This is a genomic window from Kitasatospora sp. NPDC001132 (genome assembly GCF_053598415.1).
This window is the reverse complement of the sequence record NZ_JBSFKF010000040.1, coordinates 21,372-46,908: the sequence shown is the minus strand read 5'-3', so window position 1 is coordinate 46,908 and position 25,537 is coordinate 21,372. Positions and strand designations below refer to the sequence as shown.

Here is a 25,537-nt window from a genome sequence, read left to right as displayed (position 1 = left end):
CGGTGCAGGTTCTTCAGGTACAGCTGGCGGTCCAGGCTGACCCCGCCGAGGTCGGCCGGGCCCGCCGGTGGGTGCGCTCGAGGCTGCTGAACCACGGGGTGGACCCGGACGCGCCGATGGCCGAGACGGTGGTGCTGGTGGTCTCGGAGCTGGTGACCAACGCCGTGGTGCACACCGGCTGTCCGGCCGTGCTGAGACTCTGTCTTCCGGTGGCGGACGGGAGCGGTGAGGGCGGGCCGGCCGCCCCGCTGCGGGTGGAGGTCGCCGACGCGAGCCAGGCCGCCCCCACCCCGCGGCACGCGGGCGCCGACCAGGACGCGACCAACGGCCGCGGCCTGGAACTGGTCGAGCTGCTCTGTGAGCGCTGGGGCTGGGACCCGGAGGGCTCGGGCAAGCGGGTCTGGTGCGAGATCGGCCGCGACGCCCGCCCGGCCGATCCGCTGGCCGACGTGGACTGGGCGGCATTGGCGCAATAGCGGCTTTCGCGGCGGCCGGCGGACGGTGCCCGACCCCGGTGCTGATCACCGGCCGAAAGGTGACGCAACCATTCCGAATTTCGGACTAGCCATTGACGTGACGTATCCGACTGATCACGCTTGGGTGCGGCGCTCCGTCGCGAGGGGACGCCGAGGGGACGTCCGTCCACCGCCGCGGTGCTGCTGTCCAGGGGATTCGTGCCAGCAGGGGGGACCGCGGACGGCCGGTCGCGGGCCGCTCCTCGGCGAGTGCGGAGGGTGCGGCGCGGGTTCAGGGCCCGCGCGCCGTGTTTGGATGGCGGCCTGCCGTGCAGTGCCGGAGGCGCGTGCGGCCTGCCGCCATCCAAGGCGCCGTCGGGGAACGACGAGATCCGGCCACCGGTGGCCCGGTTCCCCGGCCGCGCTCAGGAAGCCTGCCGGGCAGGGTCTTCGGGGAGGGCGAGGCCTTCGGGAACGGCGCGGAAGGTGCGCCGGTAGGCGCTCGGCGCGACGTCCAGCCGGCCGCGCAGCTGCAGCCGCAGCGAGGCGGCGGTGCCGAATCCGGACTCCCGGGCGACCTGGTCGATCGTCAGATCGGTCCGTTCCAGCAACTGCCGGGCCCGCTCGGTGCGCTGGGTGGTGATCCACTGGCCGGGGCTGGCGCCGGTCTCCTCGCGGAAGCGCCGGGTGAAGGTCCGGACGCTCATCCCCGCCCGGTCGGCGAGCCGGCGCAGCGCCAGCGGCTCGTCCAGGTGCTCCAGCGCCCAGGCGCGTACCGCGGAGGTGCCGCTGCCCTCGGCGTCCACCGGGCTCGGGGCCTCCACGTACTGCTTCTGGCCGCCCTCGCGCCACGGCGGCACCAGGCAGTTGCGGGCCACCGCGTTGGCGACCGCGCTGCCGTGGTCGCGGCGCACCACGTGCAGGCAGAGGTCCACCCCGGCGGCCACCCCGCCGGAGGTGAGGACGTCGCCGTCATCGGTGTAGAGCACGTCGGGGTCCAGCCGCACCCGGGGGAACAACCGGGCGAAGTGATCGGTGTAGCGCCAGTGGGTGGTGGCCGGGCGGCCGTCCAGCAGGCCGGCGGCGGCCAGGACGAAGGACCCGGTGCAGATCGACATCAGCCGGGTGCCGGGCCGGATCCGTGCCAGCGCGTCGGCCAGGGCCGGGGTGAAGCAGGCGTCGGCGACGTCCGGGGCGGAGTCGGCGGACGCCGGGATCAGCACCGTGTCGGCCCGCTCCAGGAGTTCGGGCCCGTGGTCGACCAGCACCCGGAAGTCGGCGCTGGTGGTGACCGGCCGTCCGTCCAGGGTGCAGGTGGCCACCTCGTACAGCGGCCGGCCGGCCGGGTCCCTGGCGCCGCCGAAGATGCGGGCGGGGATGCCGAGTTCGAAGGCGATCACGCCCTCCAGTGCGAGTACTGCGACCAGGTGTGCCATGCCGTCCCCTCGGGCGTCGGTGGGTCCGGGCCAGGCTACCGCGGCCATTGGCCCGATTCTTGCGAAAGCTGTCGTTCAGGCCACTCGTCCGGCTCCGGGCCGCCCGGAACACTCGTCCGGGTGACCGAACGCAGCGCCCCCGCCCCCACCGTCCCCCGTTCCGAACCGCCCGCCCCGGCCCGACGCCCCCGGGTGCACTACGCCTGGGTGGTGGCCGCCGTCTCCCTGCTCGTGCTGCTCGGCTCGGCCGGCTTCCGCTCCACGCCGAGCCTGATGATGGACGCCCTGCACAACGAGTTCGGCTGGTCGCTCGGGACGATCTCCAGCGCCACCTCCGTCAACCTGACGCTCTACGGCCTCACCGCCCCCTTCGCCGCCGCCCTGATGGACCGCTTCGGGGTGCGCCTGGTGGTGGTCTGCGCGCTGCTGACCATCTCCGTCGGCGCCGGGCTGACCATGCTGATGCGTCAGCCCTGGCAACTGGTGCTCTGCTGGGGCGTGCTGGTCGGCCTCGGCAGCGGCTCGATGGCCGGCGCCTTCGCCACCACCATCACCGGCCGCTGGTTCCGGGCCCGCCAGGGCCTGGTCACCGGGGTGCTGACCGCCGCCGGCGCGGCGGGGAACCTGGTCTTCCTGCCGGTCGGCGCCTGGCTGGTCGAGCAGCACGGCTGGCGCTCGGCCGTGGTCGTGGTCTCGCTCGCCGCCAGCGCCGTCGCCGTCCCGGTCCTGCTGCTGATGCGCGAGCGGCCCGCCGACCTCGGCCTGCTTCCGTACGGCGCCACCGAAGCCCCTCCCGCGCCGGTCGCCGACGGCCGGGCCCTCACCCGCTCGCTGCGGGTGCTGCGGGACGCCGCCCGGAGCCGGGCGTTCTGGCTGCTGGCCGGCTCCTTCGCGATCTGCGGCGCCACCACCGCCGGCCTGGTCGGCACCCACTTCATCCCGGCCGCGCACGACCACGGCATGCCCGTCACCACCGCCGCGAGCCTGCTCGCCCTGATCGGCGTGTTCGACGTGCTCGGCACCGTCTTCAGCGGCTGGCTCACCGACCGGGTCGACTCCCGGCTGCTGCTGACCGTCTACTACGGGCTGCGCGGCCTGTCCCTGCTCCTGCTGCCGCAGCTGTTGGCCGGCTCGCTGCAGCCGCCGATCCTCGCCTTCGTGATCTTCTACGGCCTGGACTGGGTGGCCACCGTGCCGCCGACCGTCGCGCTGTGCCGCCGGCACTTCGGCGAGGACGCCCCGATCGTCTTCGGCTGGGTGCTCGCCGCCCACCAGATCGGCGCGGCCGTCGTCGCCGGGCTGGCCGGCCTGGCCCGGGACGCGCTCGGCAACTACGACCTCACCTGGTACGGCGCCGGCGCGCTGTGCGCGGTCGCGGTCGGGCTCTGCCTGGCGCTGCGCGGCACCGGGCGTGACGGTGGCGCGGTGCCGGTGCTCCCGTGACGGTGGGGCGGTGCCGGTGCTCTCGTGACGGTGGGGCGGTGCCGGCGTTCCCGTGACGGTGGGGCGGTGCCGGCGTTCCCGTGACGTCGGGGCGGTGCCGGCGTTCCCGTGACGTCGGGGCCCGGCGGGCGGGGGCGGTGCCGGACCTCCCGGTAGGACGGTCGTACCGGAGGTCTAGGCTCCGCCTCATGGCGCTCATCTTCACCCTGGACCCGAAGCTCGACCCCGACCTGCGCACGGACGTCGTCCGGCTGTGGATCGACGTCACCAACGCGGGCGGGGCGGTCGGTTTCGTGGCGCCGGTCACCGAGGACGAGGTCTGGGACACTGCCGACCGCCAGTTCGCCGGGGTCGCGCCGGACGGCCCGGACCGGCTGCTGGTCGCGCACGAGAGCGGGACGGGCCGGCTGGTCGGCCTGCTGTTCTTCGAGTCGATGCGCTTCGGCCTGATGGACCACTGGCGGATGCTCAAGCGGGTCATGGTGCACCCGGACTTCCAGGGCCACGGTCACGGGGCCGGGCTGCTCGCCGAGGCCGAGCGGGTGGCCCGGGAGTGGGGTCTGGAGTCGCTGCGACTCACCGCGCGCGGCGGCCTGGGGCTGGAGCGTTTCTACGCCCGCAGCGGCTACCGGGAGGTCGGCCGGGTGCCGGCCGCGATCCGGGTCGCCCCCGGAGACGACCGGGACGACATCACCATGTGGCTCGACCTGCGCTGACACCCGTCCCGGACGGACCGCGGCGGCCGGGCGGGTCGGATCGGTGCCCCGTGCCCCGCGCCGGCCGTCAGGCATGCTTGACTGGAGGACCCGCCCCAGCGCAAGAAGAAGGATGTGTCGAGTGACCAGCAACGGCCCGGAGAAGTCGCACGCCACGCTCCGCTACACCTCCCTGCGGGTCAGCATCTTCCTCGGCTGCCTGCTGGTGGCCCTGCTGCTCGGGCACTTCCAGATCATCCCGGTCAGCGGTGAGGCCGGCATGATCTTCCTGTTCCTGCTGGCCGCGATCGCCTCCGCGCCGCTCAGCTACGCGCTGCTGAGCAAGCAGCGCGACGAGATGTCCGCGCAGATCAGCGGCAAGGTCTCCGGGATGCGCAGCCGTACCGCCGAGCGGATCGCCACGCAGAACGCCGAGGAGGACGCCGCCGACGACGCCGCCCGCGCGGCCACCGCCGGCCAGAGCTGACCCCGGCTCCGCCCCGCCCCACGAGCGCAGCCGCCGTGCCCGCCAACCGAGACTCCGAGCCTTCCGAGCCGTCGTCCGAGCAGACGCCCGCCGAGGAGCCGCCCGCTGAGGGGGTGCCCGTCGAGGGGCCGCCCGCCGAGGGGGCGCTCGGCACCTGGCCGGCCCCCGTCCGCCGGCCCACCGGACGGGACGTGGCCCGGCTCGCCGGGGTCTCCCAGGCGACCGTCTCCCTGGTCTTCTCCGGCGCCGAGGCCGGCCGACGGGTCTCCGAGGCCACCCGGGAGCGGGTCCGGGAGGCCGCCCGCAGCCTCGGCTACCGCCCCCAGGCGGCCGGCCGGCAGCTGCGGCTCGGCCGCAGCGGAATGATCCTGCTGGCCGTGCCGAACCTCCAGGGCCCGTTCTTCGGCCGGGTGCTGGAGGGCGTCCACGAGGAGGCCGGCCGCAACGGCCTGGCCGTCGTGGTCAGTTCCGGCTGGGGCCGCGACACCCTCGCCGAGGCCGCCACCGCCGGCCGCTTCGACGGCCTGCTGATCTGCTCCCCGGACGACAGCCAGCTCGGCGAGCTGCCCGCCGACACCCCCGCCGTCTTCCTGGACGCCGACCCCGGCACCGACCGGGCCCGCCCGACCGTCGAGCTCGACGTGGCCGGCGGGATGCGCGCCGCGGTCGAGCACCTGGCCGCGCTCGGCCACCGCCGGATCGGCCGGCTGCGCTCCAGCCACTCCGCGTACACCTTCCGGGTCCGGCAGGCCGCCTTCGAGCAGGCCGTGCGCGAACTCGACCTGGACGTCGTGGAGTTGGGCGTGAGCCTGAACGACGGCCACCGGGCCGCGCGGACCGTCGCGGGCCGGCTGCTGGAGCGGGCGGACCGGCCGCGCGCGGTGATCTGCGACGACGACGTGGTCGCCTCCGGGGTCTACCAGGCCGCCGCCGAGTTGGGGCTGCGGGTGCCCGAGGACCTGTCGGTGGTCGGCATGGACAACGTCGCGGTGGCCGCGCTGCTCGCCCCGCCGCTGACCACCGTCGACCTGCCCGGCGAGGAGCTGGGCCGGGCGGGCGCCGCCGCGCTGGCGGCCCTGCTGCGCGGCGAGCGAGTGGCGCCGGTCGCGCCGCTGGCCACCTCGCTGGTGTTGCGCTCCTCCACGGCGCCGGCCGCTACGGTTACGACGGTCTGATCACTTCCCGTAATCGTTGAGTGGCGCCAGCTCGTCCGGTTTGCCCATTGGTTACTCCAATAGGGTGAAAAGTAATCCTTCGCTCTCGCGCCGTACCTCCATTCGGATTAACAGAGGGTGAGATTTCCGGCATGCGGACGCTCCGATCAATACCCTCACCCTCGTCCAGGGCAGGCCGTACGGCCATGGCCATGGGCCTCTTCGCGGGCACGCTGCTCACCGGCACCCTCACCGCTCCGACCGCCGAAGCCGCCGTCAGCTTCACCAAGACGGTGGACAAGCCGACGGTGGCGCCCGGCGAGAACGTCACCTACACCCTGCGCTACACCTGCTCGGTCACCGACTGCGCCAACGGCCGGATCACCGACACCCTTCCCGCCGGGATGGAGTTCGTCGGCTGGACCCCGGACGCGAGCACCGTCGACGTCGCCGGTTCGACCGTCCCGGCGGCGGGCGCCACGGGCGGCACCCTCGACATCAGGCTCCTCACCCTCACCCCGGGGACCACCGCGACCGTCAAGGTCGTCCTCAGGTTCCCCAACTTCACCACCCCCAACGGCACCAAGGCCGTCAACTCGGCCACCCTGACCGCCGACGGCGAGCCCGAGCAGTCCGGCTCCGCCACCACCGGCGCCGTCGTCCAGCCCGACTACAAGGTCACCAAGGGCGTCCAGACCAGCAGTCAGGACGGCCGGTCGGTCACCTACCAGTTCAGCACCTGCTCCACCAGCGGCGTCCCCAACGTCGACCTGGACGCCGCCCGCCTGGTCGACACCCTGCCGCCCGGCGCCGTCGTCGACACCGGCCGCTCGCCGGGCTGGACCCGGGACCCGGCCGACCCCGACCGCTGGGTGTTCGACATCGGCGACTTCCGGGCCGGCAACGGCCAGGCGGGCTGCCGCATCCCCGGCGTCCTGGTCGTCAACTACCCCGACCCGACGTTCCCCAGCGGCACCACCTCCACCAACTCGGTCGTCCTGCAGGGCGATCCGCTGGGCCCCGAGGGCATGCGCGACCTCTCGAACGCCACCGCGGACTCCCCGACCTTCCAGCCGCCGACCACCGGCATCCAGGTCACCGCCTCCAAGATCTGGCAGGACGAGGCCGTCTCCGGCGACATCGCCTCCTTCAGCCTCCACCCCGGCAACATCGCCGGCCCCGCCACCCGCCTGGTGATGACCGACCCGGGCGGCGGCACCACCTCGAACCTCTACAACTGGCTGATCCCGCAGTCCATCCAGCTGGAGGCCTGGAACCCCACCAGCATCGGCCTCACCCTCCAGTACCGGCTGGACGGTGACCCGACCTGGCGGACCTTCACCCCCGGCAAGCCCTTCGACGGTTCGGGCAGCCGCCGGATCACCTTCGCCGCAGGCGCCGGCGACCCCGCGAACGACGAGCTCGGCATCCCCGGCGGGCGCCGACTGGACGGGCTGCGCTTCGAGTGGAACGGCCCCATCCCCACCGGCTGGAGCCCCGGCAACGCCGTCCAGGTGCTCGCCCAGGTGGTCACCCCCGGCCACGACGGCCGCACCGCGCCCGGCCCGCTGCACAACTGCGTGGACGTGACCGGCACCGACGCCGCCGGCGCGACCTCCTCGGCGAGCGCCTGCGCCGACACTGACGTCTCCGCCGCCACCAACCTGGGCGCGGCCAAGACCACCACCTCCGGGGAGGTGCTCGCCCCCGGCGGCATCGCGACCTTCCAGGTCACCCCGTACAACCGCACCGGCCGCACCCTGGGCACCCCGCTGGTGATGTACGACCTGCTGCCGGCCGGCCTCGTCTACCAGGACGGCAGCGCCCGCCGCGACCCCGGCTACCCGGAGTCCCTCGCCCCGCAGTCCGTCCAGGTGCTGCCGGGACCGGACGGCCGCCAGCTGCTCAAGCTGACCTGGCCGGCCGGCGCGCCCGACATGACCTACCTCGACGACCACCGGGCCCACCGCACCCTGATCGACGTCCAGGTGGCCGGCAGCGCCAGGCCCGGCACCCTCACCAACGACGTGTACGTCACCACCGAGGGCGCCAGGGAACCGGTCGCCTGCTCCTACTTCGGCACCGACAGCGGCACCCCGGACACCCTCGACCTCAACGGCGACGGCAACACCACCGAGACCATGTGCCACGCCTCCTCCAAGGTCGAGGTGCAGGTCCCGGCCGTGCTGCGCTCCTTCAAGGAGGTCAGGGGCGACCTCGACCAGGACTACGCCACCACCGGCACCACCACGCCCGGCGGCGGCCTCTCCTACCGGCTGACCGTCCGCAACGACTCGCCCGACCCGGTCACCGACTTCGTCGCGTACGACAAGCTGCCCACCCCGGGCGACTCCTACCTGCTGCGCCCGGACGTCCCGCGCGGCTCCGCCTGGACGCCCTCGCTCACCCGGCCGCTGACCTCCAGCGATCCGACCGTGGTGATCGAGTACGCCACCTCGCCGAAGCCCTGCCCGACCGGCGCGATCACCGTGCCCGGGCCGTGCGACGCCGGCGCCCGGTGGAGCACCGACTTCCCCGGTCCCGGCAACGCCACCTGGTTCAGGGTCAGCCGACCGGGCACCCTGCCGTCGGGCGGACTGTTCACCCTGACCTGGCCGATGGTCGCCTCGGTGGACGCCGGCAACGCCGACTTCGCGTGGAACAGCTTCGCCTACACCGCCACCGACTCCACCGGCAGCCCGCTGCTGCCGGCCGAACCCGCCAAGGTCGGCGTCGGCGTCCAGGCCCCCGCACCGCCGAACAACGCGCTCGGCGACCACGTCTGGGCCGACCGCGACGGCAACGGCGTCCAGGACGCCGGCGAGAGCGGCGTCCCGGGCGTCCGGGTGGAGCTGCTGGACGGCGCCGGACAGCCGGTCCGCGACAAGCTGGGCAAGCCGGTCACCACGGTGACGGACGCGGACGGGAACTACCTGTTCGACCAGCTGCCGGACGGGGAGTACGCGGTGCGCTTCGACCTGACGACCGTCCCGGCGGACGCCAAGGTCACCGTGCGGCACGCGGGGAAGGACCCGGCGCGGGACTCGGACGCCGACCCGACCACCGGGACCACCCAGACGGTGCGGCTGTCGGGCGGGATGCGGGACCTGAGCCTGGACCTGGGGCTGGTACTGGCGGATGCGCCGACTCCCACGCCGACGCCTACTCCCACGCCGACTCCGACGGGTTCGCCGACGCCGACCTCGTCCCCGTCTCCGACCTCGTCGCCGACACCCACCCCGACGAACTCGCCCTCCCCGACGAACTCGCCGTCCCCGACGAACTCGCCGTCCCCGACGGGTTCGCCGACGCCGACGAACTCGCCGACGGGTTCGCCCTCGCCGACGGGCAGCCCGACCGGCACCCCGTCGGGCACCCCGACCGACGGCCCGTCGAACGGCCCGTCGAACGGCCCGTCGTCGACCGAGGCCCCGAGCACGGGTGAGCCCGGTGCCCCGTCGCAGGATCCGCAGCGGCCGTCCCCGGGGCAGGGGAGCGGCGAGCTGCCCCACACCGGTGGGCCCGGCCTGCTGCCGGCCGTGCTGGGCGCCGTCGCCCTGGGCTCCGGCGTGCTGTTCACGGTGATCGCCCGGCGCCGTCGGGGCCGTCACAGCTGATCATCCGTAACCGACCGAAGGACAAGACTGTGCCCGCCGGCCAGACCGCCGGCGGGCACAGTCGTCTGTGGGGGTGGGTCAGCCCACCGGGACGGGCTGCGCGGCGGTGGCCACCGGCGCCGGGTGGAACCAGCGCCGGGCGCCGAACAGCAGCAGTCCGCCGAGCGCGATCCCGCCCACCGCGCACAGCGCCACCGGGCGCAGCGAGTCCTCGGCGAGCTTGCCGGAGACGGCGTAGCCGAGCGAGTTGCCGGTGGCGAACAGCGTGATCAGCCAGGCGAAGGCCTCGGTCACGGTGCCGGTCGGCGCCAGTTCGGCGACCAGCACGAACGCCGCCGCGAGCAGGGGGGCCAGCATGATCCCGGAGAGGAAGGCCAGCGCGGCCATCGGGTACGGCCCGGGCAGGGTGACCAGCGGCAGGTAGCAGGCGGCCATCGCGAGGGCCATCGCCCAGGTGCGGCTGGCCGTGCTCTGCCGCCAGTCGACCGCGCCGTAGGCGAGCGCGCCGAGCAGGCCGGCGAGCGCGGCCAGCGCCAGCAGGGTGCTCCCGCCGCCCGGCAGTTCGCCGGCGTGCCGCTCGGCGTAGGCGATGAACAGCACGTTCTGGCCGCCGACCGCCCAGCCGGCCCCGGCCAGGCCGATCAGCAGCAGCACCAGGCCGGGGGAGCGCAGCGGTCCGAGCAGTCCGGCGGACTGCTCCCGGGCCGGGGCGCGCCAGGCGCGGGCGGGCCCGGTGGTGGCCACGATCAGCGCGCCGACCAGCCCGAGCCCGGCGGCCACCCAGAGCGCGGCGACCGGGCTGAACAGTCCGGAGACGGCGGCGACGGCCAGCGGCCCGGCCACGTAGAGCGTCTGCTGGGAGGCGGAGTCGAAGGCGTACGCGGTGTCGAGCTGCTCCTCCTCGACCACGTCCGGCCAGAGCGAGCGCAGGCAGGGCTCCAGTGGGGGCATGGCGAGGCCGGCGATCGCGGCCCCGACCGGTGCGCCGATCGCGGAGCCGGGGGCGAGGGCGAGCAGCGCGTACCCGCCGCCGGCCACCACGGCGGAGGCGAGCAGGACCCTCGGCTGCCCGGTGCGGTCCACGATCCGGCCGAGCACCGGCCCGCCGATGGCGACGGCGAACGCGTAGGCGGAGGTGGCCAGTCCGACCCGGCCGTACGGCACCCCGGCGTCGCGCAGGGCGAGGGCGATGACGAGGGCGGTCATGCCGGCGGGCAGACGGCCGAGCAGGGTGCCGAGCAGCAGGCGGGTGACGTGCGGGGCACGGAGCAGGGCGAGGTAGCCCATCGGCGTCCTCTCCGGGTGGGCAGGCAGGGGCGGGGACGCCGACAAAGTTATACGTATAACCGCTCGGCGGTCAATCGGACTGTCAAGCTGGTCTGATGGGGCGTCAGCTTCGTTCGTGTCCGGAGTTCGAGTTCGCGGTGGGCCCGGAGGGGGCAGGAACTCTGCGTGACCTCAAACAAGTACTTTGAACATCTCAAACCTTTGCTGCTAACGTATCGGCCATGACAGCCTCAGACGCACTGCGGATGCACGGCCCGGGCCAGCTGCCCGGCGCCGCCCGCCCGTGTGCTCTGGCCGGTGCTGTGGACAGCCCGCGCCGTTGTCGCGCCCCGCGCTGTACTGCCCTGTGCTGTACCGCGGCGGCACGCCCCTGACCGGGGGCCCGACCTCTTCCGTCCGGCCCCGCGCCGTGCCGCCTGCTCCGCCCCCACCTCACCGTCAGCAACGCCCTCCCCGGAGACGCTCCCCCATGTCCACAGCGCCCGAGGCGACCACGTCGCCGTCCGTGCTCGCCCGCATCCGCAAGACGCCCTTCTGGGTGCAGATCGTCGCCGGCCTCGTGCTCGGCGTCGGCCTCGGCTACCTGGCCCGCGCCGCCGACATCTCCTGGCTGGCCACCACTCTGGAGACCATCGGCAAGACCTTCGTCCAGCTGCTCAAGCTGGCCGTCCCGCCGCTGGTGTTCACCGCGATCGTGGTGAGCGTCGCCAACCTGCGCAACGTGACCAACGCGGCCCGCCTGGCCACCCGCACGCTGCTCTGGTTCATGATCACCTCGCTGATCGCGGTCGGCATCGGCATCGGCCTGGGCCTGCTGACCAACCCGGGCGAGGGCACCAACCTGAAGACCGAGGGCCTCAAGGCGCTCGACTCCAAGGGCACCTGGGTCGACTTCCTGACCGGGATCTTCCCGACCAACATCGTCGACTCCTTCGCCAAGGTGAACGTCCTCCAGATCGTCTTCCTGGCGGTCGTGGTCGGCGCGGCGATCATCAAGCTCGGCGCCAAGGCCGAGCCGGTCCTCAAGCTCAGCGAGTCCGTGCTGGAGCTGACCCAGACCGCGCTGTGGTGGGTCATCCGGCTCTCCCCGCTCGGCACCCTCGGCCTGATCGGCAAGTCCGTCGCGAAGTACGGCTGGGACCTGCTGAAGCCCTTCGCCACGCTGACCCTGGACATCTACCTCGGCTGCGCCCTGGTGCTGTTCGTCGTCTACTCGCTGGTGCTGCGCTTCGCCGCCGGGCTCAACCCGGTGCACTTCTTCAAGGGCGCCTGGCCCGCGATCCAGCTGGCCTTCGTCTCCCGCTCCTCGGTCGGCACCCTGCCGGTCACCCGCCGCGTCACCGAGCGCCTCGGCGTCCCGAGCGAGTACGCGTCCTTCTCGGTGCCGTTCGGCGCCACCACCAAGATGGACGGCTGCGCCTCGATCTACCCGGCCGTCGCCGCGATCTTCGTCGCCCAGGTCTTCAACGTCGAGCTGGGCATCAAGGACTACATCCTGATCGCCTTCGTCTCGGTGGTCGGCTCGGCCGCCACCGCGGGCCTCACCGGCGCGATCATCATGCTGACGCTGACCCTGTCCACCCTGGGCCTGCCGCTGGAGGGCGTCGGCCTGCTGCTCGCCATCGACCCGATCCTGGACATGATGCGCACCGCGACCAACGTCGCCGGCCAGGTCGTCGTGCCGATCGTGGTCGCCGCCCGGGAGCGGATCCTGGACGTCGCCGCGTACAACAACCCCTCCGGGGACCTGTACGAGGAGGACGCGAAGCCGGCCGTCGCCGCCGGTCAGGGCGAGCCGGCCGCGGCCGCGGCCTGAGGCTCGTCCGGCCTTCCGGCCCGGCCGCTCGGCCGGAGGTCGGATGTCCGATCGGACGTCAGAGGGGGCGTTCGATCCGCGACGGAAAGGGCCCTCTCCCGGTGACGGGAGAGGGCTTTCCGCATCCCTTCGTTCCGCACCCGAACTTCCGTCCGGTTCGCGGCTTTCGAAAAGGCAGGGGGCCCGCCGGATGGGCGGGCCCCCTTGGGTACTGCTCTTGTGCTCATGGTGGCGGCTGTCGGGCGCCGCCGGCGGACCCGTACGGGTCCCGAGCGATCAGATCATCAGAGGATGGTCAGACAGCGCTGACGTTCTCCGCCTGCGGGCCCTTCGGGCCCTGGGTGACGTCGAAGGTGACCTGCTGGTTCTCCTCCAGCGAGCGGAAGCCGTTCGCGTTGATGGCGGAGTAGTGAACGAAGACGTCGGGGCCGCCGCCCTCCTGGGCGATGAAGCCGAAGCCCTTCTCAGCGTTGAACCACTTGACGGTTCCCTGAGCCATGCCGTTCTCCTTGCGATGCGTGTCGGGGGCCACACCGTGTGACACCCGGTCCGCTGCGCTGATCGCCCTGCCTCCGGACGTGTCCGAAATTTTTCGATATTGCTGAAAAACTACAAAAAGCCTGCGGTTACATGCTCCGCAGGCTTCAAGTACTGCAAGGGGAATCAAACTGCAACTGAGGGCAACGCTAGCATGCGGCCGCTGTGACGACCAGAGGTCACTTGCGGCGTGGAAGGCGCGTGTCGTAAGGGCGGGAGCGGTCGCGGAAAGGCGTGCCGGAGCCGCGTGAGGGCGTGTCGGGTGGCCGGTGCGGGCCGCCGTGAACAGCAGGCATACGCTGCGGGGAGGCACGAACAGCAAGGGAGCGGCGCAGTGGCAGCACCGGAAGCACGAACCCCGGACGCGCGGACGCGGGAGCCCCGGCAGAACACCCCGGACACCCCGGTCAGGCCCAGGGTCGGCCACATCCAGTTCCTGAACTGCGTACCCCTCTACTGGGGGCTCGCCAGGACCGGCAACCTGCTCGACCTGGACCTCACCAAGGACACCCCCGAGAAGCTGAGCGACCAGCTCGTCGGCGGCGCCCTCGACATCGGCCCCATCACCTGCGTGGAGTACCTGCGCAACGCGGACGACCTGCTGGTCCTGCCGGACATCGCGGTCGGCAGCGACGGCCCGGTGATGTCCTGCCTGATCGTGAGCAAGGTGCCGCTCGCCGACCTCGACGGCCGCAGGGTCGCCCTCGGCTCCACGAGCCGCACCTCCGTGCGGCTCGCCCGGCTGCTCCTGGAGGAGCGCGAGGGCGTGCGCCCGGACTACTTCAGCTGCCCGCCGGACCTCAGCGCGATGCTCGCCGAGGCCGACGCCGCCGTCCTGATCGGCGACCCGGCCCTGCGCGCCTACCTCGGACAGGCCGCCGACCTCGGGCTCACCGTCCACGACCTCGGCGAGATGTGGAAGGAGTGGACCGGCCTGCCGTTCGTCTTCGCGGTCTGGGCGGTGCGGCGCGAGTTCGCCGAGCGCGCCCCGGAACTGACCGCCGCGGTGCACCGGGCCTTCCTGGAGTCCCGCGACCTGTCGCTGGTCGAGGCCGCCAAGGTGGCGGAGCAGGCCGCCCGCTGGGAGTCCTTCGGGGCGGACGTGCTGGAACGGTACTTCAGCGAGGCGCTCGACTTCTCGCTCGGCGAGCGGCAGCTGGCCGGCGTCTCCGAGTTCGCCCGGCGGGTCGCGCACGACAGCGGGTTCGCCCCGGACGTCGCGGTACGGCTGCTGGAGCCGGCGGCCCTGCCGGTGGGGTGACCGGTCCCGCCGGTTGGGTGACGGGCCCTGCCGCGGGGCGACGGGCCCTGCCGCGGGGCGACGGGCCCTGCCGCCGGGTGACCGGCGTCGTCGCTGGGGGACGGGCGTCGTCGCCGGGGGTGACAGCGGAGGTGGGCGGCCGAATGTGCTGGCGTAGGCTGGTTCGGCCGTACCCCAGTAGCACTTGAGAGAGAGAAGGCCGCCAGGTGACCGAGCTCGCAGCGACCACCCTCGATGCGTCCAGCACCGACCTGAAGGCCGTGCTCGACCGGGCCGCCGCCGGCGGCCGGATCACCCCGGAGGAGGCGCTGGAGCTCTACCGCTCGGCGCCGCTGCACGCGCTCGGCTCCGCCGCCGACGCGGTGCGCCGCCGACGCTACGCGGGTACCGAGCACATCGCGACGTACATCATCGAGCGCAACATCAACTACACCAACGTCTGCGTGACGGCGTGCAAGTTCTGCGCCTTCTACGTGCCGCCGAAGAGCGACAAGGGCTGGTCCCGCGAGCTCGACGAGATCCTGCGCCGCTGCGCCGAGACGGTCGAGCTGGGCGGCACCCAGATCATGTTCCAGGGCGGCCACCACCCGGACTACGGCGTGGAGTACTACGAGCGCGCGTTCTCGGCGATCAAGGCCGACTTCCCGCAGCTGGTGATCCACTCGCTGGGTGCCTCCGAGGTCGAGCACATGGCGCGGATCTCGGGCGTCTCCGTCGAGGAGGCCATCACCCGGATCCACAAGGCGGGCCTGGACTCCTTCGCCGGCGCCGGCGCCGAACTGCTTCCGGAGCGGCCGCGCAAGGCGATCGCCCCGCTGAAGGAGTCCGGCGAGCGCTGGCTGGAGATCATGGAGATCGCCCACGGCCTCGGCGTGGAGTCCACCTCCACCATGCTGATGGGCACCGGCGAGACCAACGCCGAGCGGATCGAGCACCTGCGGATGATCCGCGACGTGCAGGACCGCACCGGCGGCTTCCGGGCGTTCATCCCGTACACCTACCAGCCGCAGAACAACCACCTGAAGGGCTCGACCCAGGCCACCGTCTTCGAGTACCTGCGGATGATCGCGATCGCCCGCCTGTTCCTCGACAACGTCGCCCACATCCAGGGCTCCTGGCTCACCACCGGCAAGGAGGCCGGCCAGCTGTCGCTGCACTACGGTGCGGACGACCTCGGGTCCGTGATGCTGGAGGAGAACGTCGTCTCGGCGGCGGGTGCCAAGCACCGCTCCAACCTCACCGAGCTGATCCACCTCATCCGGGCCGCCGACCGCGTCCCGGCGCAGCGCTCGACCACCTACGAGCACCTGCGCGTGCTGGACGACCCGGCCAACGACCCGGTCGACCCGCGGGTCGCCTCGCACATCGCCTCCACGGCGATCGAGGGCGGCACCGCGCACCCCGAGCTGAAGATCCTGGACAACTGACCCCTCTCCCCACGGTGCCCTGACCCCGTCATGCTGACCCCGTCATGCTGACCCTGCACCGGGCGGCGTTCCTGCTGCCCGACCCGGCCGATCCCACCGCCCCGTCCATCGCCGACGGGGCGGTGGTGGTGCGTGGCGAGCTGGTGGAGGCGGTCGGGCCGTACGAGGAACTGGCGGCCGCGCACCCGGGCGCGCGGGTGCGGGACTGGGGAGCGGCCGTGCTCGCCCCCGGGCTGCGCAATCCGTACGGACACTGGCTGCTGGAACGGGCGTACCACCCGGATCCACGGGAGGAGATCGGCCTCGAACCCGTCGCGGACGGGCTGGCCGGGTCCGCGGACGAGACGCGCTGCGGGGCCAGCGCGCGGCGGGGGCTGCAGCGGATGCTCGGGTACGGGGTGACGGCGGTGGCCGGGCCCTTCGAGCGGGCCTCGGTGCGGACGGCGGTGGCGCGGTCGGGGGTGGTGGGGCTGCCTGGCTCCGGCTCTTCCGGTTCCTCGGGTGGGGGCGTGGGGCCGCTGGATCCGCTGGCGGTGCTGCCGTTGGCGCAGGCCGTGTACGGGCGGGTGGCGGCCGGGGGGCGGGCGGACTTCGCGGTGTTCGCGGTCGCGGGTGCCGGGAGTGCCGGGGGTGCCGGTGGTGCCGTCGGCGTCGCGGGTGCCGCGGACGTCGAACCGGCGGCGGGCGGGTGCCTGGCCACGGTTCTGGGCGGGCGGTTGGTGTACCGCCGACGGTGAGACGACCGTCACGGCGGGCGCGACGTACCCGCCAGTAGCCGGAATCCCTCGTGGCGTACGGGACTTCCTTCGTGTGCACTCGAACTCCGGTGCCGGTTCCGGAGAGTGATTGCCCTTTCATCGTGACCTGAGGGGCCGCCAGCGGATACGATCCCGGACAGCTCACTCCGTACCCTCACCACACCACCGCCCGCGCCCGCGGGCGGCGGGGCCGTGTCCCCGGCCCCGAAGGCAAGCCAGGACAGGAACCATGCGAACCGCGACCGTTCCCCCGCCGCGCATCCCGCGGTTGGGCCGTGGTTGGTACCTCGCCGCCGTGCTCAGCGCCGTGCTGGCCGTCGGCATGTGCCTGCTGGGTTGGCGTCAGGCCGACCAGGCCGACCGGATCGAGGCGCACCCGGTGAGAGTCGAGGGGGTCGTCACCCAGCTCCCGACCGGCGGCGGCACCTACAGCGCCGTCAGCTACCGGGCCGGCGGCGAACCGCACACCGCGGCCGCGCTTCCGCTCTCGGACGGCGCCAGGCTCGGCGACAAGGTCTGCCTGGAACACGCCGCCGACGACCCGGGCGCGGTCCGGATCTGCGGCGACACCTACCCGCAGCCGGTGGGCGTGGGCCTGGCCCGGTTCAGCGTGCCGGTGGGCGTCGTGCTCTTCCTGATCTGCGTGCTGCGCATCCGGCGGCACCACAAGGCCCTCGCGGTCCGCAGCGGGAAGGGGAAGCTGGCCGCCAACCTCGCCCTGGCGACCGGGGCGCTGGCGGACGGGATGCCCGCGATAACGCACGGCAAGCGGTCCCGCCGGCGGCGCCGCGCGGGCGGGCGGCGCGCTCAGCACTGACGGGCGGCGGGCTCGGTGCTGACGGGCGCGGGCGTGGGCGTGGGCTCGGCGCTGGCGGGCGGCGGGCTCGGCACTGACGGGCCCGTGGGTGTGGCCCGGCGGGTGGGGCTCCAGGTGCGCCCCGAGGGTCGGCGTGCCCCCTTGGTCGGGGTGTCCGTGCGAGGGTGAACAATGGGGGGCGTGACCCGAGCCTCTCTGGACAAGCAGCCGCACGAAGTCGCCGCCATGTTCGACGACGTCGCGGCCAAGTACGACCGCACCAACGACGTGCTCTCCCTGGGCCAGGCCCGCGCCTGGCGCCGGGCGGTGGCCGAGGCGGTGGACGCCGGACCGGGCGACATCGTGCTCGACCTCGGGGCCGGCACCGGCACCTCCTCGCTGCCCTTCGTCGAGGCCGGTGCGAAGGTCGTCCCGTGCGACTTCTCGGTCGGCATGCTCGCCGAAGGCAAGCGCCGCCACCCCGAGCTGGCGCTCACCGCCGGCGACGCCACCCGGCTGCCGTTCGCGGACGACACCTTCGACTCGGTGACGATCTCCTTCGCGCTGCGCAACGTCCAGGACACCGACGCGGGGCTGCGCGAGATGCTGCGGGTCACCAAGCCCGGCGGCAAGCTGGTGATCTGCGAGTTCTCCACCCCGACCTGGACGCCGTTCCGGACGGTCTACACCGAGTACCTGATGCGCGCGCTGCCGCCGGTGGCCACCGCCGTCAGCAGCAACCCGGACGCGTACGTCTACCTCGCCGAGTCCATCCGGGCCTGGCCGGACCAGCCGGGCCTGGCCGCCAGGCTCCAGGACAACGGCTGGTCGAAGGTCGCCTGGCGGAACCTGACCGGCGGGATCGTCGCGCTGCACCGGGCGTACAAGATCGCGTAGCCGGGCGGTGGATTCGCGGCGGACGTGATGGACGTGATGGACGCGGCGGCCGCCTTGCTCGGAGGGGCGGGGCCGGTTCGCGGCCGGTGGCCGGGGGCGGTTCGCGGCCGGTGGTCGGGGCGGGGGCGCAGCCGGTGGTGTGAGCGGAACTAGACTGCCGGAGACAAAGCCGCCGTCCCCCAGCCGCAGTTCCAGGAGTGTGTCCACGTGTCCGAGACCGCAGCCGATCTGACGAAGCCGGACAGCCCCGTGGAGAGCACGGCCGACGTCATCGTGGTCGGCGCGGGCCCGGCCGGCTCCACCACCGCCTACTACCTGGCCCAGGCCGGGCTGGACGTGCTGCTGCTGGAGAAGACCGCCTTCCCGCGCGAGAAGGTGTGCGGCGACGGCCTGACCCCGCGTGCCACCAAGCAGCTGGTGGACATGGGCATCGACGTCTCCACCGAGAACGGCTGGCTGCACAACAAGGGCCTGCGCATCATCGGCGGCGGCGTCCGGTTGGAGCTGGACTGGCCCGAGCTGTCCTCCTTCCCCGACTACGGCCTGGTCCGCAAGCGCGCCGACTTCGACGAGTTGCTGGCCCGTCAGGCCGAGAAGGCCGGTGCGCGGCTCTACGAGCGCTGCAACGTCAGCGGCCCGGTCCTGGACGAGCGCACCGGCCGGATCGTCGGCGTCACCGCCAAGCTCGGCGACGAGAAGCGGCCGGTCACCTTCCGGGCCCCGCTGGTGGTCGCCGCCGACGGCAACTCCACCCGGCTCTCGCTCGCCATGGGCCTGCACCGGCGCGAGGACCGCCCGATGGGCGTCGCCTACCGCACCTACTTCACCTCGCCGCGCCACGACGACGACTACCTGGAGTCCTGGCTGGAGCTGTGGGACACCCGCGACGGTGACCGCAAGCTGCTGCCCGGGTACGGCTGGGTCTTCGGCATGGGCGACGGCACCTCCAACGTCGGCCTCGGCATCCTCAACTCATCGCCGGCGTTCGGCGAGCTGGACTGGCGCGAGGTGCTCAAGGCCTGGTGCGCCGGCATGCCGGAGGAGTGGGGCTACACCCCCGAGAACATGACCGAGCCGATCCGCGGCGCCGCGCTGCCGATGGCTTTCAACCGGCAGCCGCACTACACCCGCGGCCTGCTGCTCGTCGGCGACGCGGGCGGCATGGTCAACCCGTTCAACGGCGAGGGCATCGCCTACGCGATGGAATCCGGCCAGATCGCCGCCGGGGTCATCGTGCAGGCCCTCGCCCGGGTCACCGACGGCGGCCGCGAGCGCGCCCTCCAGGCCTACCCGCGCATCCTCAAGGACGTGTACGGCGGCTACTACACGCTGGGCCGGGCCTTCGTGAAGCTCATTGGCAACCCCAAGGTGATGCAGATCGCCACCCAGCGCGGCCTCACCCACCCGATGCTGATGCGCTTCACCCTCAAGCTGCTCGCCAACCTCACCGACCCGCAGGGCGGCGACGCGATGGACCGCGTGATCAACGGCCTCGCCAGGGTCGCGCCGAACGCCTGACCCGGGGCCCGGGGCGTTCGCCCCGGGCGTTCGGCTCGGACGTTCGCCCCGGGCGTTCGCCCCGGGCGTTCGGCTCGGGACCGGCATCCCGTGGACCGCGGCGCCGTAGCCCACCGCGGCAGCCTCCTCACCGCGCTCCGAGCGGATGGCTGACTCCTGCCGCGGAGGTGCCCAGCCCCGGACGGAGCGGTCGGCTACGCCTCTTCGGGCGTTTCTGTCGGGGCTGGGGCGGCGTCCGGCGTTCGGCGGGAGGCGGCGGAGCGCTGTTCGACGTAGGCGAGGCGTTCGGCGAAGACCCGGGACGCGTCGGGGGTGAGGGTCCTGAGGGCGACGAGGGCTGAGAAGACGACGTCGCAGAGTTCGTGCTGGACGTCCTCCCAGGTGTGAGTGACGCCCTTGCGCGGGTTCTGACCGGTGGCGCCGATCACTGCCGCGCCGACCTCGCCGACCTCCTCGGAGAGCTTGAGGATCCGCAGCAGCCGTTCCTCCTTGGGCGACTGCGTGCCCTGCTCGTCCAGCCATGCGACCAGGTGGTCGACGCTCTCCCAGATCCGGCTGTCCATGCGGCGCTGCTCCTGCTCCCATGCGGTGTCGTTGGTGCTGCCACCGTACGGGAGCGGGGGCGCGCGGACAGGGGCGGGCGGACAGGGGCGGGCGGGGGACGGGTGGCGGGCGCTGATCAGTGGGTGCTGATCTTCACGTTGCGGATGTTCACGGGGAGGTTGGGGAAGCCGTCGCCCGGGTTGTTCTGGTCGTCCTCGCCTCCGGCGGCAATCTTCTGGAGGACGTCCAGGCCGGCGGTGATCCGGCCGAACGGGGTGTAGGCGGGGGAGAGCTTGGTGTCCTTCCAGACGAAGAAGAACTGGCTGCCGTTGGTGTTCGGGCCGGCGTTGGCCATGGCCACGGTGCCGGCCGGGTAGGTGGCGCCGGTCAGGTTCTCGTCCGGGAACGAGTAGCCAGGACCGCCGCTGCCGGTGCCGGTCGGGTCGCCGCACTGGAGGACGTAGATCCGCTGGGTGGTGAGGCGGTGGCAGTGGCTGCGGTCGAAGTAGTCGTGCTCGGCGAGGAACCGGAACGAGAAGGTGGTGCAGGGCGCCTTGTCAGTCAGGGCCTCGAAGGTGATCTGGCCCTGGGTGGTCCGCAGTGTCGCGCGGTAGGGCTTCGCCGCCTTCTTGGCGTCGAACACCGGGATGCCCTTGAAGTTGTCCGCCGGGACGGCCGGTGTGTAGGTGCAGCCCGAGGCGGGGGTGGCGGCCACGGGGGCGTCCGCGATGGCGGTGCCGGTGCTCGCCACGAGCGGGAGGACGGTGGCGGCGACCAGCGCCCAGCGCTTGCGGTTCACGTGACGGGCCTTCCGGGGGGTGGTGGGCGGCGGGGTTGTCATGGGTGCATCATCCACGGCCGGGCGGGGATGCGGTAGGGGGTGGGGCGGCTGTGGTTCCCCGGGCAGCAGGAGCGTGAGGGTTCGTCAGTTGGACTCCAGGGCAGTCGGGGTGGGTGCGAAGAGTCCGGCGCGGGCGGCCAGGGCCGCGGCGTCGGCGGCCCGCTCGGCGGTGCGGGCTTCGAGCGGCTCGCCGGAGACGAACAGCCGGTAGTAGAGCGGTGCGGTGGCGGCCCGGACCACCTCGGCGCCGTCCGTGCCGGCGGGCAGTTCGCCCCGGGCGACGGCCCGTTCGGCCACCTCGGCGGCCTGGCGGTGGCGGGCCGCGAAGAAGGCGCGCAGGGCGGCCGCGCCGACGTCCGAGCGCTGGGCCGCGGAGATCAGCGCGGTGGGCGTGAGGCCGAGTTCCGGGTCGGTGAAGACGCTGAACACCTCCTGGGTGATCCGCCGGAGGTCCTCCTGGAGGTCTCCGGTGTCGGGCAGGGGCCAGGGCTGATCGGCGGAGGCGGTCAGGGCGTCGGCAACCAGGCCGTCGACCCCGCCCCAGCGCCGGTAGAGGGTCGCCTTGTGGACGCCGGAGCGGGTGGCGACCGCCTCGACGGTGAGGCCGTCGTACCCCTTGGTCGTCACCTCGGCGAGCGTGGCGGCGACCACTTCCGCCCGGACCCGGGCGCTGCGGCCGCCGGGGCGCGGTGTGGGGGTGCGGGGCTCCGGCTCAGGGCAGGCTGATTCAGTCAAAGTCGACTCCAGTCGCGTTAACGCTTGCTGTGGGGTGGCGGTCGTGCGATGCTCATCGTAATGCGACTCAAGTCGCATTACGAGAGGAGCCTGCGTGTCCGCCACCGCCATTCCCGACCCCGCCGCCCTCCACCCGCTCGCCGGTCACGACCGGGTCGTCCTGCTGCGCCCGCTCGTCACCGACCCGCGGATCGAGGTCGGCGAGTACACCTACTTCGACGACCCCGATGGAGCCACCCGCTTCGAGGAGCGCAACGTCCTCTACGCGTACGGCCCCGAGCGGCTGCTGATCGGCAAGTACTGCGCGATCGCCACCGGCACCCGGTTCCTGATGGCCGGCGCCGCTCACCCGACCATCGGAGTCTCCACCTTCCCGTTCACCATGTTCGGCGGCAGCTGGACGGAGCAGACCCTCGACATCGTCGCGGGCCTGCCCAGCCGGGGCGACACCGTGATCGGCAACGACGTCTGGTTCGGCCACGGGGCCACCGTCCTGCCCGGCGTCCGGATCGGCGACGGCGCGATCATCGCGGCCGGAGCGATGGTCACCTCCGACGTCGAGCCGTACACCGTCGTCGGCGGCAATCCGGCCCGCCCGATCCGCTGCCGCTTCGACGAGGCCGACACCGCGCGCCTTCTCCGTGCGGCCTGGTGGGACTGGCCGACCGAGCTGGTCACCGAACACGTCCGCGCGATCATGTCCGGCACCCCGGCCGACATCGAGGCGATCGCCGCGGCGAACGGTCTGCTCGCCGTCTGATCCACTCGCGCCCCCGCAGGGCATTGATCACCGGCGGCCCGGTGCGCGAAGATGGCGCACCCTTGCTCTGTGCTCCACCCCGTCCACCGCCGGGCCTTTCTCCCGGCTCCTGGGTCCGTCCGACGCCGTACGGTACTCGCGCCTGCCGGTTCCGTCCGTTCGGAGGGGTCTTTCGCATGTCAGCCTCCTTGCCCGACCTGTCCAAGAGGTCGCCCTCGTCGGTCCTTCGTGATCTTCCGGTCCTGCTCGTGGCCGTGGTGTGGGGGTCGAGCTTCCTCGCCGTCCAGCGGGTGGCCGAGCCGCGGACGGTCGTGGCGATGCTCGTGCTGCGGTTCGGGCTGGTGCTGCCGCTGCTCGGGGCCGTCGCCTGGCGCGCCCTGCGGAGGCTGAGCCGCGCCGAGTGGCTCGGCGGCGCCGCGCTGGGGCTGGTGCTCAGCGGGATCTTCCTGCTGGAGACCTACGGAGCCGTGCACACCTCCGCGACCAACGCCGGGCTGATCATCAGCCTCGCGATGGTGCTGACCCCGCTCGGCGAGAGCGCCCTCGGCCGGACCGCGCCACCGAAGGCCTTCCTCACGGCCGCCGGACTGGCCGTCCTCGGCGTCGCCCTGCTCACCGGCGACGGCGGGCTGCGCCCTCCCGCGCTCGGTGACCTGCTGGTGCTGGGCGCCGCCCTCGTCCGGACCGCATACGTCCTCGCCATGGCCCGCACCCGGGCCGTCCGCGACACCGACATGCTCGCCGTCACCTTGGTCCAACTCGCCGTGTCCACCGGGGTGTTCGCCGTCGTCGCGCTCCTGGCGGGGCCCGCGCCCTGGACGGTCGCGCGCTCGTACGGGGCCGGCCAGTGGGCCTGGCTGCTGCATCTGTCCTTGTTCTGCACCCTGTTCGCCTTCTTCGTCCAGATGTGGGCCGTGCGGGCCACCTCGCCCTCCCGCGTCAGCCTGCTGCTCGGCACCGAGCCGCTGTGGGCCGCCGTCTTCGGCATCACCGTGGCCGGGAACCGGATGGGCCCGCTCGCCCTGCTCGGCGGGGCCCTGGTGCTGGTCGCGACCGAGTGGGGCCGACGCACCGCACCGGTGCCCACGCCCGAACCCGTGCCCGGCCCGGCCGGGGACGGGGGCCCGAACGAGACCGATGCGACGGGGCCGAGCCCAGAGCCGACTCCGGTGTGACCGGCCGCCCTCGTCACCGGCGCCGCCGCAGCGTCCGGCGGGCGTAGTCGAGCGCGACCGCGCCGAGCAGCGGGCCCCAGGCGACCAGGGGCAGGTAGGCGAGCGTCATCACGACGGCGGCGAAGCCCTGCGGCGAGTCGGGGTCGGCCAGGTTGTGGGCCCAGCCGCCGAACAGCCCCTCCATGCCGAGGAACGTGAGCACCACCGAGCCCAGCAGCGCCGGGACGATCGCGGCGAGCGGCCGGACCCGGCGGCCGCCTATCAGCGGGATCCACCGGGGCGCCACCAGCCCCCAGGGCCGGACCAGGCCCAGCGTCAGGAAGGCCAGCGACTCGGCCAGGGCGCTCAGGGCCACGCAGTAGACCGTGCCCCAGCCCGGTTGGTGTTCGGCGTAGGCCGCGGCCGTCGCGCCGGTGAAGCCGAGCGGGGCGCCGAACCCGAAGGCGATCCGCCACAGCCCCGAGGGGACGGTGGTGAGGACGGCGGCCTTGGCGGCGAGCCGGGCCCAGCGCGGCGCGGGCGGGACGTCCGGGGCGGTGGCGCCGGCCCGGTGGGTGGTGGCGCGGGCATTGATCACGAGCTTCGACACGGTGGTGGCCTCCTCTCGGCTCCGGCCTCCGTGGCCGGTGCGATGACTCAAGACTGGAGGCCCGGCGGGGGTTCGCGGCAGATGCCGATCGGGCTGTCCCTCCTGCTCAACCGGCCTCTGAAATGTGCCGATCGGCACAGGCGCACCGCCTGGGGGCGTCGTAGTGTGACGGCAGTCGAAGAGTCGAGGAGAGGTGGTGACGATGACTCAGATCCTGTCCGGGGTCGTCCTGGTCCTGGTGCCGCCGGCCTGGTCGGCGCGGCGGCGGTACGGGCCGGTGGCCGTGACGCTGGCGCTCGGGGCGGTGTCGGTCGTGGTCACGGTCGCCGTCTGGCTCCTCGGCCGCTGGGCGGAGGGGCAGCGCTGGGCCGGGCTGGCGGGCCTGGCCGAGCTGGCCGTCCTGCTGCTGGCCGTGGTCGTCAGCCTGCGCGCCGAGGACGGTCCGCGGTGTGCGGCGGCGGCCTGGACGGCCTGCGGAGCGGTCGCCCTCTGGCCGTCCCGGTTCGCGTTCGTCGAGGGGCCCGCGGACACGCTCACGCTCTTCGGGTTCGGGTCGATGCTCTCCCTGCCGGCCGTGCTGGTCGGGCTCTACCTCCGGGGCCTGGACGAGGGGCGCAGGAAGGCGGTGGCCGAGGCCCGGCGGGCACAGCGACTCGAACTGGCCCATGACCTGCACGACTTCGTGGCGCACGACGTCAGCGGCATGGTCGCCCAGGCCCAGGCGGGGGCCTATCTGGTGGGGATCGATCCGGCCCGGGCGGCCGAGATGTTCCAGCGAATAGAGCAGGCCGGGCAGCGGGCGCTGGCCTCGCTGGACCGGACCGTGCAACTGCTGCGCAGCGAGGAGGGCGCCGGCCGCGGCCCGCAGCCCGGGCTCGCCGAACTCCTCGGGGTGGCCGAGCGGTTCAGCGCGACCGGCGGCGCCGAAGTCCGGTTGGAGCTGCCGGAGGAGTCGGTTCCACGCGAGGTGGAGGGCACCGTCCACCGGATCGTGGTCGAGTCCCTGACGAATGTCCGGCGGCACGCTCCGGCCGCGCGCGTGGTCGAGATCAGGGTCCGTCGCTGCGGCGGCCGGCTGGAGCTGACGGTGACCAACGACGGTCGGGCACCGGGCCCGCCGGGGCGGTCTCGCCGGGGCGGCGGCAGCGGACTGCCGGGGCTGGCGGCCCGGGTGGAGGCCCTCGGTGGTTCGCTGGAGGCCGGCCCGCACGAGCGGGAGGCCTGGCGGGTGAGGGCGGTGCTGCCGCTGGAGGAGGCCGGCGCGGGGCCGGCGGAATCGTAGCGGCCGTCGGCGGATCGCCGGCGGATCG

Annotated in this window: 23 protein-coding genes; 16 read left to right on the top strand and 7 right to left on the bottom strand. The window is 73.3% G+C overall.

Annotated elements, in window-relative coordinates; all coding sequences use genetic code 11:
* The first annotated feature begins 2 nt into the window (after positions 1–2).
* On the top strand, positions 3–476 hold the full coding sequence (locus ACWDBE_RS34520; RefSeq protein ID WP_449791459.1) for an ATP-binding protein: 474 nt from the start codon (positions 3–5) through the stop codon (positions 474–476).
* Positions 477–880: 404 nt separating this feature from the next.
* On the opposite strand, the gene ACWDBE_RS34515 is transcribed toward ACWDBE_RS34520, so the two are convergent.
* Positions 881–1,891, bottom strand: coding sequence for a GlxA family transcriptional regulator (locus tag ACWDBE_RS34515; RefSeq protein ID WP_449791460.1), 1,011 nt, complete (start codon positions 1,889–1,891; stop codon positions 881–883).
* Between the two features lie 120 nt (positions 1,892–2,011).
* On the opposite strand from ACWDBE_RS34515, the gene ACWDBE_RS34510 reads away from it, so the two are divergent.
* The 5 genes from ACWDBE_RS34510 to ACWDBE_RS34490 all read left to right on the top strand — a co-directional run bounded on the left by ACWDBE_RS34510 (position 2,012) and on the right by ACWDBE_RS34490 (position 9,287).
* Positions 2,012–3,334 carry an MFS transporter gene (locus ACWDBE_RS34510; RefSeq protein WP_449809918.1) on the top strand — a complete coding sequence of 441 codons (1,323 nt, stop codon included), beginning with the start codon at positions 2,012–2,014 and terminating at the stop codon, positions 3,332–3,334.
* A gap of 188 nt (positions 3,335–3,522) precedes the next feature.
* Positions 3,523–4,050: an N-acetyltransferase family protein gene (locus ACWDBE_RS34505; protein ID WP_449809917.1), complete on the top strand. Its 528-nt coding sequence runs from the start codon at positions 3,523–3,525 to the stop codon at positions 4,048–4,050.
* Between the two features lie 121 nt (positions 4,051–4,171).
* Positions 4,172–4,516 carry a DUF4229 domain-containing protein gene (locus ACWDBE_RS34500; protein ID WP_449791463.1) on the top strand — a complete coding sequence of 115 codons (345 nt, stop codon included), beginning with the start codon at positions 4,172–4,174 and terminating at the stop codon, positions 4,514–4,516.
* 35 nt (positions 4,517–4,551) lie between these two features.
* Positions 4,552–5,691: a LacI family DNA-binding transcriptional regulator gene (locus ACWDBE_RS34495; protein ID WP_449809916.1), complete on the top strand. Its 1,140-nt coding sequence runs from the start codon at positions 4,552–4,554 to the stop codon at positions 5,689–5,691.
* Between the two features lie 191 nt (positions 5,692–5,882).
* On the top strand, positions 5,883–9,287 hold the full coding sequence (locus ACWDBE_RS34490; RefSeq protein ID WP_449809915.1) for an SdrD B-like domain-containing protein: 3,405 nt from the start codon (positions 5,883–5,885) through the stop codon (positions 9,285–9,287).
* A gap of 78 nt (positions 9,288–9,365) precedes the next feature.
* On the opposite strand, the gene ACWDBE_RS34485 is transcribed toward ACWDBE_RS34490, so the two are convergent.
* Positions 9,366–10,574, bottom strand: a complete 1,209-nt coding sequence (locus ACWDBE_RS34485) for an MFS transporter (protein WP_449809914.1) — start codon at positions 10,572–10,574, stop codon at positions 9,366–9,368.
* A gap of 469 nt (positions 10,575–11,043) precedes the next feature.
* Between ACWDBE_RS34485 and ACWDBE_RS34480 the strand changes: the two genes are divergently transcribed.
* The gene (locus tag ACWDBE_RS34480) at positions 11,044–12,390 is read left to right on the top strand and encodes a dicarboxylate/amino acid:cation symporter (protein ID WP_449809913.1); all 1,347 of its coding nucleotides are present in this window, start codon (positions 11,044–11,046) and stop codon (positions 12,388–12,390) included.
* 295 nt (positions 12,391–12,685) lie between these two features.
* Here ACWDBE_RS34480 and ACWDBE_RS34475 read toward each other — a convergent pair whose 3' ends face one another.
* Positions 12,686–12,889 (bottom strand): cold-shock protein, encoded by a 204-nt coding sequence (locus ACWDBE_RS34475; RefSeq protein WP_316526772.1) that lies wholly within the window; start codon positions 12,887–12,889, stop codon positions 12,686–12,688.
* 372 nt (positions 12,890–13,261) lie between these two features.
* On the opposite strand from ACWDBE_RS34475, the gene ACWDBE_RS34470 reads away from it, so the two are divergent.
* From ACWDBE_RS34470 to ACWDBE_RS34445, 6 genes are all read left to right on the top strand, one after another.
* On the top strand, positions 13,262–14,188 hold the full coding sequence (locus tag ACWDBE_RS34470; RefSeq protein WP_449791468.1) for a menaquinone biosynthetic enzyme MqnA/MqnD family protein: 927 nt from the start codon (positions 13,262–13,264) through the stop codon (positions 14,186–14,188).
* Between the two features lie 206 nt (positions 14,189–14,394).
* Positions 14,395–15,615 carry a cyclic dehypoxanthinyl futalosine synthase gene (gene mqnC / locus ACWDBE_RS34465; protein ID WP_049651178.1) on the top strand — a complete coding sequence of 407 codons (1,221 nt, stop codon included), beginning with the start codon at positions 14,395–14,397 and terminating at the stop codon, positions 15,613–15,615.
* A 44-nt stretch (positions 15,616–15,659) separates the two neighbouring features.
* Positions 15,660–16,352 (top strand): amidohydrolase family protein, encoded by a 693-nt coding sequence (locus tag ACWDBE_RS34460; protein ID WP_449809912.1) that lies wholly within the window; start codon positions 15,660–15,662, stop codon positions 16,350–16,352.
* Positions 16,353–16,602: 250 nt separating this feature from the next.
* Entirely contained in the window at positions 16,603–17,190 is a 588-nt protein-coding gene (locus ACWDBE_RS34455) for a hypothetical protein (protein WP_449791470.1), read from the top strand.
* 180 nt (positions 17,191–17,370) lie between these two features.
* On the top strand, positions 17,371–18,066 hold the full coding sequence (locus ACWDBE_RS34450) for a demethylmenaquinone methyltransferase (protein ID WP_449791471.1): 696 nt from the start codon (positions 17,371–17,373) through the stop codon (positions 18,064–18,066).
* Between the two features lie 207 nt (positions 18,067–18,273).
* A complete protein-coding gene (locus ACWDBE_RS34445) occupies positions 18,274–19,584 on the top strand; it encodes a geranylgeranyl reductase family protein (protein ID WP_449791472.1) in 1,311 nt (436 codons plus the stop codon).
* Positions 19,585–19,778: 194 nt separating this feature from the next.
* Here the strand turns inward: ACWDBE_RS34445 and ACWDBE_RS34440 are convergent, their stop codons facing one another.
* The 3 genes from ACWDBE_RS34440 to ACWDBE_RS34430 all read right to left on the bottom strand — a co-directional run bounded on the left by ACWDBE_RS34440 (position 19,779) and on the right by ACWDBE_RS34430 (position 21,703).
* Positions 19,779–20,147, bottom strand: a complete 369-nt coding sequence (locus ACWDBE_RS34440) for a MazG-like family protein (RefSeq protein ID WP_449791473.1) — start codon at positions 20,145–20,147, stop codon at positions 19,779–19,781.
* Between the two features lie 116 nt (positions 20,148–20,263).
* The gene (locus tag ACWDBE_RS34435) at positions 20,264–20,968 is read right to left on the bottom strand and encodes a peptidylprolyl isomerase (RefSeq protein WP_449791474.1); all 705 of its coding nucleotides are present in this window, start codon (positions 20,966–20,968) and stop codon (positions 20,264–20,266) included.
* Positions 20,969–21,052: 84 nt separating this feature from the next.
* On the bottom strand, positions 21,053–21,703 hold the full coding sequence (locus tag ACWDBE_RS34430) for a TetR/AcrR family transcriptional regulator (RefSeq protein ID WP_449791475.1): 651 nt from the start codon (positions 21,701–21,703) through the stop codon (positions 21,053–21,055).
* Between the two features lie 94 nt (positions 21,704–21,797).
* On the opposite strand from ACWDBE_RS34430, the gene ACWDBE_RS34425 reads away from it, so the two are divergent.
* Positions 21,798–22,463: a CatB-related O-acetyltransferase gene (locus ACWDBE_RS34425; protein ID WP_449809911.1), complete on the top strand. Its 666-nt coding sequence runs from the start codon at positions 21,798–21,800 to the stop codon at positions 22,461–22,463.
* 176 nt (positions 22,464–22,639) lie between these two features.
* Positions 22,640–23,638 carry an EamA family transporter gene (locus ACWDBE_RS34420; protein ID WP_449809910.1) on the top strand — a complete coding sequence of 333 codons (999 nt, stop codon included), beginning with the start codon at positions 22,640–22,642 and terminating at the stop codon, positions 23,636–23,638.
* 13 nt (positions 23,639–23,651) lie between these two features.
* Here the strand turns inward: ACWDBE_RS34420 and ACWDBE_RS34415 are convergent, their stop codons facing one another.
* The gene (locus ACWDBE_RS34415) at positions 23,652–24,227 is read right to left on the bottom strand and encodes a hypothetical protein (protein ID WP_449809909.1); all 576 of its coding nucleotides are present in this window, start codon (positions 24,225–24,227) and stop codon (positions 23,652–23,654) included.
* A gap of 202 nt (positions 24,228–24,429) precedes the next feature.
* Here ACWDBE_RS34415 and ACWDBE_RS34410 point away from each other — a divergent pair, with 202 nt between their 5' ends.
* A complete protein-coding gene (locus tag ACWDBE_RS34410; protein WP_449791479.1) occupies positions 24,430–25,509 on the top strand; it encodes a sensor histidine kinase in 1,080 nt (359 codons plus the stop codon).
* Positions 25,510–25,537 lie beyond the last annotated feature (28 nt).